At 68.3% G+C, this 7,225-nt stretch carries 7 protein-coding genes; 2 read left to right on the plus strand and 5 right to left on the minus strand.

Features of this window, described 5'->3' with window-relative positions; genetic code table 11:
* The 5 genes from KBX53_RS16445 to KBX53_RS16465 form a co-directional block, all read right to left on the minus strand.
* On the minus strand, positions 1–463 hold a 463-nt coding region (locus KBX53_RS16445; RefSeq protein ID WP_210860200.1), incomplete at its 3' end, for an FAD-binding oxidoreductase.
* A 37-nt stretch (positions 464–500) separates the two neighbouring features.
* Positions 501–1,337, minus strand: coding sequence for an ABC transporter permease (locus KBX53_RS16450; RefSeq protein ID WP_036412865.1), 837 nt, complete (start codon positions 1,335–1,337; stop codon positions 501–503).
* Positions 1,337–2,239, minus strand: a complete 903-nt coding sequence (locus KBX53_RS16455; RefSeq protein ID WP_210860205.1) for an ABC transporter permease — start codon at positions 2,237–2,239, stop codon at positions 1,337–1,339. The genes KBX53_RS16450 and KBX53_RS16455 overlap by 1 nt, the downstream gene beginning before the upstream one ends.
* Positions 2,236–3,387 (minus strand): ABC transporter ATP-binding protein, encoded by a 1,152-nt coding sequence (locus tag KBX53_RS16460; RefSeq protein ID WP_210860206.1) that lies wholly within the window; start codon positions 3,385–3,387, stop codon positions 2,236–2,238. Before KBX53_RS16460 ends, KBX53_RS16455 begins: the two co-directional genes overlap by 4 nt.
* Positions 3,388–3,392: 5 nt before the next feature.
* Positions 3,393–4,577, minus strand: coding sequence for a spermidine/putrescine ABC transporter substrate-binding protein (locus tag KBX53_RS16465; RefSeq protein ID WP_030338305.1), 1,185 nt, complete (start codon positions 4,575–4,577; stop codon positions 3,393–3,395).
* 214 nt (positions 4,578–4,791) lie between these two features.
* On the opposite strand from KBX53_RS16465, the gene KBX53_RS16470 reads away from it, so the two are divergent.
* Both KBX53_RS16470 and KBX53_RS16475 read left to right on the plus strand, forming a co-directional pair.
* Positions 4,792–5,304 (plus strand): Lrp/AsnC family transcriptional regulator, encoded by a 513-nt coding sequence (locus KBX53_RS16470; RefSeq protein ID WP_030338307.1) that lies wholly within the window; start codon positions 4,792–4,794, stop codon positions 5,302–5,304.
* 530 nt (positions 5,305–5,834) lie between these two features.
* A complete protein-coding gene (locus tag KBX53_RS16475; protein ID WP_030338309.1) occupies positions 5,835–7,181 on the plus strand; it encodes an aspartate aminotransferase family protein in 1,347 nt (448 codons plus the stop codon).
* The last annotated feature ends 44 nt before the right edge of the window (positions 7,182–7,225 follow it).

The following is a 7,225-nucleotide window of genomic DNA, read 5'->3' on the forward strand; positions in this document are numbered from 1 at the left end:
GGCTGGCCGCCGATGCGGACCTGGCCCGCCGGTACGGCTCGACGGCGACGGCCAGCTCACCGGTGCGCTCGAAGTCGCAGTCGATGTCGAACGTCGCGACTGTGGCGGCAATGGCGTCCAGGTTGTCCCGGCCGAGACGTTCCAACTCGCCGACCTCGTCGGGGAACCGGTCGACGCCGTTGGCGAGGCCGTGGGTCAGCGAGGCGGCGCAGAACCCGCCGTTGCGCCCGGACGCGGCCCAACCGCAGGTCCCGGCGTCGACGAGCAGCACGTCCCGGTCCGGGTCCGCCTGCTTCGCCAACAACGCGGCCCACAGTCCGCTGTAACCGCCACCGATCACCAGCAGGTCGGCGGAGTGCCGACCAGTCAGTGGCGGTAGCGGGTCGGGGCGGTCCGGGCGATCGAGCCAGTACGGCACGGGTGCCGCGTCGGCCAACGCCCGGCCGGTGTGCGGAATCGTCATGACGGAACACCGGTCGGAAGACCCGCATCCGGGAGGGTCATGACGACCGACGCAGGTGACCCGGCGGCCCGGCCAGCAGGTTGGCGCGGCGGGCCCGTCGACCGCGCAGCGAGCTGAGCCCCACCAGCAGCAGCGCGACCGCGAACATCGCGGTGCCGATCACGTTGACCTGCGGTGGGATGCCACGCTGGGCAGCGCCCCACACGTACATCGGGAACGTGACGGTGGTGCCGGCGTTGAAGTTCGTGATGATGAAGTCGTCGAAGCTCAGCGAGAAGGCCAGCAACGCGGCGGCCACGATGCCGGGCAGCACCAGCGGCAGGGTGATCCGCCGGAAGGTCTGCCACTCGTTGGCGTAGAGGTCCATGGCGGCCTCCTCCAGCCGCCGGTCCATCCCGGCGAGCCGCGCCTTCACGGTGACCACCACGAACGACACGCAGAACATCACGTGCGCGATCAGGATGGTCCAGAAGCCCTGCGGCACGCCCGCCGACACGAACAGGGCCAGCAACGACGTGCCCATCACCAACTCCGGGGTGGCCATCGGCAGGAAGATCAGCACGTTGATCCCGGACCGACCCCGGAAGCGGTGCCGGACCAGCGCGAACGCCATCAGGGTGCCGAGCACGGTGGCGACCACTGTGGCGAGGAAGCCGATCTGCACGCTGCGGACCACGGCGTCACACATGTCCGAGGTGGCACACGGTTGCCGCCAGTTGTCCAGCGTGAACTCGTTGAAGTCGTACGACAGTCGGCTCGACGGCCTGTTGAACGACAGTGCGGCCACCACCAGGATCGGCAGCGCCAGGTAACCGAGCACCAGCAACGCCACGATCATCACCCAGCGGTCCGCCAACCAGCGCGAGAGTCGCATTAGAGGACCTCCTCCGTGCCGGCCCTGCGCAGATAGCCGAAGACCACCGCGAGGATCGCCGCCATCAGCAGGAACGACAGTGCGGCACCCTGCGGGTAGTCCAGCCGGACCAGGAACGCCGAGTCGATGACGTTGCCGATCATGTATTCGTTCGGGGTGCCGAGCAGTTCGGCGTTGATGTAGTCACCGCTGGCGGGGATGAAGAACAGCAGCGTGCCGGCGACCAGACCGGGCATGGACAGCGGCAGCGTCACCCGCCGGAACGCCTGCGCCGGGCTCGCGTACAGGTCGGTGGCCGCCTCGAGCAGCCGGGGGTCCAGCCGCTCCAGGCTCGCGTACAGCGGCAGCACCAGGAACGGCAGGAAGTTGTACGTCAGGCCGAGCACCACAGCGAACGGGGTGGCCAGCAGCCGACCGTCCGGGGCGAGCAGGTCCACGTCCCGCAGCAGGCCGACCAGCGCGCCGTTGTCCGACAGGATCGTCTTCCAGGCCAGCGTGCGGACCAGGAAGCTGGTGAACATCGGCGCGACCACGCACACCAGCAGCAGGTTCTTCCACCGGCCGGCCTTCTGCGCGATCGCGTACGCCAGCGGGTAGCCGAGCAGCAGCGCCAGCACCAGGGCCAGCCCGGCGTAGCCGAACGAACGCAGGAACTGCGGCCAGTACGCCTGCACCACATCCGGGTAGTTGCCGAACGCCCAGGTCATCGCGTACCCGGTGGAGAGCGAACCGCTGGGGTCGTACAGGCTGGCCGCCGCCAACTGCGCCAGCGGCACGCCGAAGAAGATGAGCAGCCAGGCCGCGCCGGGCAGCAGCAACAGGTACGGCAGGAGCCGGTGCCGCCCGGGTCGAGGTGCCGAGGGCGGTGGCTCCCCCGATCCGGTGCGGGCCAGGAGGGTCATGACGGCGCGCCGACCGGCTCGTCGAGCACCGGCGACGTCCGGTCGGTGTCGGCGGCGTCGCGGGGCAGCAGAAACGCGTGCCGGGGATCCCAGTACGCCACGGCTTCGCTGCCGACCGGCACCCGCTCCGACACGCCGCTGTTCGCGGCGAAGACCGACACCTCGGTGCCCCAGCCGGTGCGCAGCAGGTACTGCGTGCTGACTCCCACGTAGGAGGCGTCGGTGACCACCCCGGTGACGTGCTGATGTCCTTGGGGCACCTGGTCGGCGGAGCCGACCAGAATCAGCTTCTCGGGGCGTACCCCCAGGTGAACCGGACCGTGGTCGGCCCGCGACCGGCCGGCGGGCACCGAGAACCGCGTGCCGTGCGCCGTCACCGCGACGTCGCCGCCGCCGGCGCCGGTGGCCTCCCCGGCGAGCAGATTGGACTGGCCGAGGAAGTTCGCCACGAACGCGGTGGCGGGGAACTCGTAGATGTCGGCCGGGGCACCCAACTGCTCGATCCGGCCGGCGTTCATCACCGCGACGGTGTCGGCCATGGTCATGGCCTCCTCCTGGTCGTGGGTGACGTGCACGAAGGTGATGCCGACCTCGATCTGGATGCGCTTCAGCTCGATCTGCATCTGTCGGCGCAGTTTCAGGTCGAGTGCGCCCAACGGTTCGTCGAGCAGCAGCACCTGCGGCCGGTTGATCAGGGCGCGGGCCAGCGCGACCCGCTGCTGCTGACCACCGGAGAGCTGGGCGGGGCGGCGGTTGCCGTAACCGTCGAGCTGCACCAGGGACAGCATCCGGGTGACCTCGTCGTCGACCGAGCGGATGCCGCGTCGGCGCAGCCCGAAGGCGACGTTCTCGAAGATGCTGAGGTGGGGGAAGAGCGCGTAGCTCTGGAAGACGGTGTTGACCGGCCGCTTGTACGGCCGCAGCCGGGCGATGTCCCGGTCACCGAGGAGCACCTGGCCGGTTGTCGGTTCCTCCAGGCCGGCGATCATCCGCAACGTGGTGGTCTTGCCGCAGCCGGACGCGCCGAGCAGCGCGAAGAACGAGCCCTGTTCGATGGTCAGGCTGAGGTCGTCGACAGCGGTGAAGACGCCGAAGCGTTTGGTGAGGTTGGCCAGGCGCAGGTCGCCGGCGGGTGTCTCGCGCGCCATCCCCGTCACGCCCCGATGACCTGCTGGAACTTGCCCTCGTACTCCCGTTCCTGCTTCTCGTCCAGGGCCATGAACACCTTGGACTTCGACAGCAGCGCCTCGTCGGGGAAGATCAGCGGGTTCGCTGCCAACTCGGGGTCGATCTTCTCCATCTCGGCCTGCGCGCCCTTGACCGGGCAGATGTAGTTGACGTAGGCGGCGAGCTTCGCCGCGACCGCCGGCTCGTAGTAGTAGTTGATCAGCGCTTCGGCGTTGCTCTTGTGGGTGGCCTTGTTGGGGACCATCATGTTGTCGCTGTAGAGCATCACGCCGGAGTCCGGCGCGACGAACCGCACCTTCTCGTCCTCACCGGAGAGTTGGATCACGTCCCCGGACCAGCCGATGCACGCGGCGATGTCACCCTTGGCCAGGTCGGGCGCGTAGTCGTTGCCGGTGAACTTGCGGATCTGGCCGGAGTCGACGGCCTTCTTGAGCTTGTTGAGGGCGTCGTCGAACTGGGCGGCGGTGAAGTTCGCCGGGTCGTGCCCGTTCGACCCGAGCAGCAGACCCATCGTGTCGCGCATCTCGCTGAGCGCTGTCACCTTGCCCTTGAGGTCGGGGCGGGTGAGCAACTCGTCCACTGTGCGCAGTTCCTTCGTGACGTTGCCGTTGTACGCCAGACCGGCGAGGCCGGACTGCCACGGGATGGAGATCCGGTTCTCGGTGTCGAAGGGGCGGTTGAGCAGCGACGGAAGCAGGTTGGCCTGCACGTTCGGGATGTTCGCCGGGTCCAGCTTCTGGATCCAGCCGAGCCGGATCATCCGGGCCGCCATCCAGTCGGTCAGCACGATGATGTCCCGGTCGGTGCTCTGGCAGGCGGCGAGCTGGTTCTGGACCTTGCCGAAGAACTCGTTGTTGTCGTTGATGTCCTCGGTGTAGGTCACCTGGATGCCGGTCTTCGTGATGAACTCGTCGAGGCTCGGCCGCTTGGACTCGTCCTTCTCGTCCACGTCCATGTACTGCGGCCAGTTGGCGAAGGCGAGCTTCTTCTCGGTGCCGGAGAGGTCCTCGCTGACGCAGCCGGCTTCGGTCTGCTGCGCACCGTTGGTGCCGCAGCCCGCGAGGCTGCCGCCCATGGTGAGCAGGGCGGCCGAACCGAGAGTGCCGGTGAGCAGTCCACGCCGGGAGAGGGGCCGGAGGGGAGTACGCATGACGACTCCTAGGGGGTCATCGTCGGCGGGCGGGACGGGGAGGCGCGCCGGCGGGAATGTCGGGAGGATGAAGTGCCATGGACGACTGATCCTGACATGAGGTGACCTCCCTTACAAGGGATTCCGTTGCGGGAATAGCGATGTACGACGAAATACGCCAGACTACGCGGGGATACACGCGCGACATCACGATTCGGGATATGGGGAGCGGGCAATGACAAACCGGCAGCACGAGAACAGCAACGGCGGTCGACGCGTCGCTGTCCGTGACGGTGCCAATCACGCTCTGCTGGATGACGTGGCCAAGCAGATCATCGAGCAGCTCCAGGAGGACGGCCGCCGCCCCTACGCGACGATCGGCAAGGCGGTGGGGCTGTCCGAGGCGGCGGTCCGCCAGCGGGTGCAGCGGCTGCTCGACTCCGGCGTGATGCAGATCGTGGCGGTGACCGATCCGCTCCAGCTCGGCTTCCCCCGGCAGGCGATGATCGGCCTGCGTACCGACGGTGACCTGGAGGCGGTCGCGGACCGGCTGGCCGAGCTGGAGGAGGTCGACTACGTGGTGATCACCGCGGGGTCGTTCGACCTGCTCACCGAGGTGGTCTGCCGCAACGACGACCACCTGCTGGAGATCCTGCAACGGCTGCGCGCCGTGCCCGGGGTGCTCTCCACCGAGGCGTTCGTCTATCTCAAGCTGCGCAAGCAGACCTACACCTGGGGCACGGCCTGAGCTTTCCTTTGATCAACTCGGCTTTCCGGAAGTCGGGGTGTCCGGGCCGCCCTGATGCCCCGGTTTCCGGCAACCCGAGTGGATCGAGCCGGCGGCCGCGGGGGGAGCTACCACCGGTCAGGCCCTTTGGAGCTGATGTCGCAAACGATTCAGCGGCCGGCGGACGCGACCTGGACAGCCGAGCGGCACCCGACGACAGCCGTGATGCCGCAACCGATTCGGCGGCCGGCGGGCGACCTGGACGGCCGAGCGGCACCCGACCGACTCGTCCTGATGTCGCAAACGATTCAGCTCCAAAGGCAGCCACCAGCACACCTCCGGCCCCCGCCCAGACTCCCGCCGACCGCCGACGAACCGGCCAGCAGCAGTACGAATTCCGTTGCATCCATGACGTCAGCGCGCTGAATCCGTCGCCAACGGACGGTGATACCGCCGATAACACTTGCTTCGTAGCGTGAGACTGTGCGATAACCGTTGGCAGAGCGGCCGGCCTCACCCCGTTGACCGGCCCGATGACCGATGGGGCTGACATGGCCAACGCCACCGACCACCTCTGGATGCACTTCACCCGGATGGCGAGCTACTCCGCCGGTGAGGTGCCGACCATCGTGCGCGGCGAGGGTGCGTACGTGTGGGACGCGCAGGGCCGCCGCTACCTCGACGGGCTCGCCGGGCTCTTCGTGGTCAACGCCGGCCACGGCCGCACCGAACTGGCGGAGGCTGCCGCCAAGCAGGCCGGCGAGCTGGCCTACTTCCCGCTCTGGTCGTACGCCCACCCGAAGGCCGTCGAGCTGGCCGAGCGGATCGCCGCGCTCACCCCCGGCGACCTCAACCGGATCTTCTTCACCACCGGGGGCTCCGAGGCCGTCGAGGCGGCGTGGAAGCTGGCCCGCGCCTACTTCAAGCGCACCGGCAAGCCCAACAAGTACAAGGTGATCAGCCGCTACATCGCCTACCACGGCACCTCCATGGGCGCCCTGTCGATCACCGGCCTGCCCGGCATCAAGAGCGACTTCGAGCCACTGGTGCCGGGCGCGATCAAGGTGCCGAACACGAACTACTACCGGGCGCCCGAGCACGGCGACGACCCCGAGGCGTTCGGCCGTTGGGCCGCCGACGAGATCGGTCGGGCCATCGAGCGGGAGGGGCCGGACACTGTCGCCGCGGTCTTCCTCGAGCCCGTGCAGAACTCCGGCGGGTGCTTCCCACCCCCTCCCGGCTACTTCGACCGGGTACGGGAGATCTGCGACGCGTACGACGTGCTGCTCGTCTCGGACGAGGTGATCTGCTCGTGGGGCCGGTTGGGTGAATACTTCGGCGCGGTGCGCTACGGCTACCAGCCGGACATCATCACCACCGCCAAGGGCATCACCTCCGGCTACGCCCCGCTCGGCGCGATGATCGCCAGCGACCGGCTGATGGAGCCGTTCCTTACCGAGACCGGCATGTTCGCCCACGGGGTGACCTTCGGTGGACACCCGGTCTCCTGCGCGGTGGCCCTGGCCAACCTGGAGGTCTTCGCCCGCGAAGACCTGGTCGGGCACGTACGCGCCAACGAGGCCGCCTTCCGGGCCACCCTGGAGAAGCTGTACGACCTGCCGATCGTCGGCGACGTCCGCGGCGACGGCTACTTCTACGGCATCGAACTGGTCAAGGACAAGACCACCCGGGAGACCTTCAACGAGGCCGAGTCGGAGCGCCTGCTGCGCGGCTTCCTCTCCACCGCCCTGTTCCAGGCGGGCCTCTACTGCCGGGCCGACGACCGGGGCGACCCCGTCATCCAGTTGGCCCCGCCCCTGATCGCCGAGCAGCAGCACTTCGACGAGATCGAACAGATCCTCCGCACAGTCCTAACCCAAGCCTGGACCAAGCTCTAACCCCACCCACCAACCCCAGACCGTGTTGATCAAGAGGTTTGCGT

The sequence above is a fragment of the Micromonospora sp. M51 genome, from assembly GCF_018070305.1.
Lineage (GTDB): Bacteria > Actinomycetota > Actinomycetes > Mycobacteriales > Micromonosporaceae > Micromonospora > Micromonospora parva.

Excerpts from the sequence above, each read along its gene's own strand:
- KBX53_RS16450 (WP_036412865.1), bottom strand. The coding sequence starts at position 1,337 with ATGCGACTCTCGCGCTGGTTGGCGGACCGCTGGGTGATGATCGTGGCG.
- KBX53_RS16455 (WP_210860205.1), bottom strand. The coding sequence starts at position 2,239 with ATGACCCTCCTGGCCCGCACCGGATCGGGGGAGCCACCGCCCTCGGCA.
- KBX53_RS16460 (WP_210860206.1), bottom strand. The coding sequence starts at position 3,387 with ATGGCGCGCGAGACACCCGCCGGCGACCTGCGCCTGGCCAACCTCACC.
- KBX53_RS16465 (WP_030338305.1), bottom strand. The coding sequence starts at position 4,577 with ATGCGTACTCCCCTCCGGCCCCTCTCCCGGCGTGGACTGCTCACCGGC.
- KBX53_RS16470 (WP_030338307.1), top strand. The coding sequence starts at position 4,792 with ATGACAAACCGGCAGCACGAGAACAGCAACGGCGGTCGACGCGTCGCT.
- KBX53_RS16475 (WP_030338309.1), top strand. The coding sequence starts at position 5,835 with ATGGCCAACGCCACCGACCACCTCTGGATGCACTTCACCCGGATGGCG.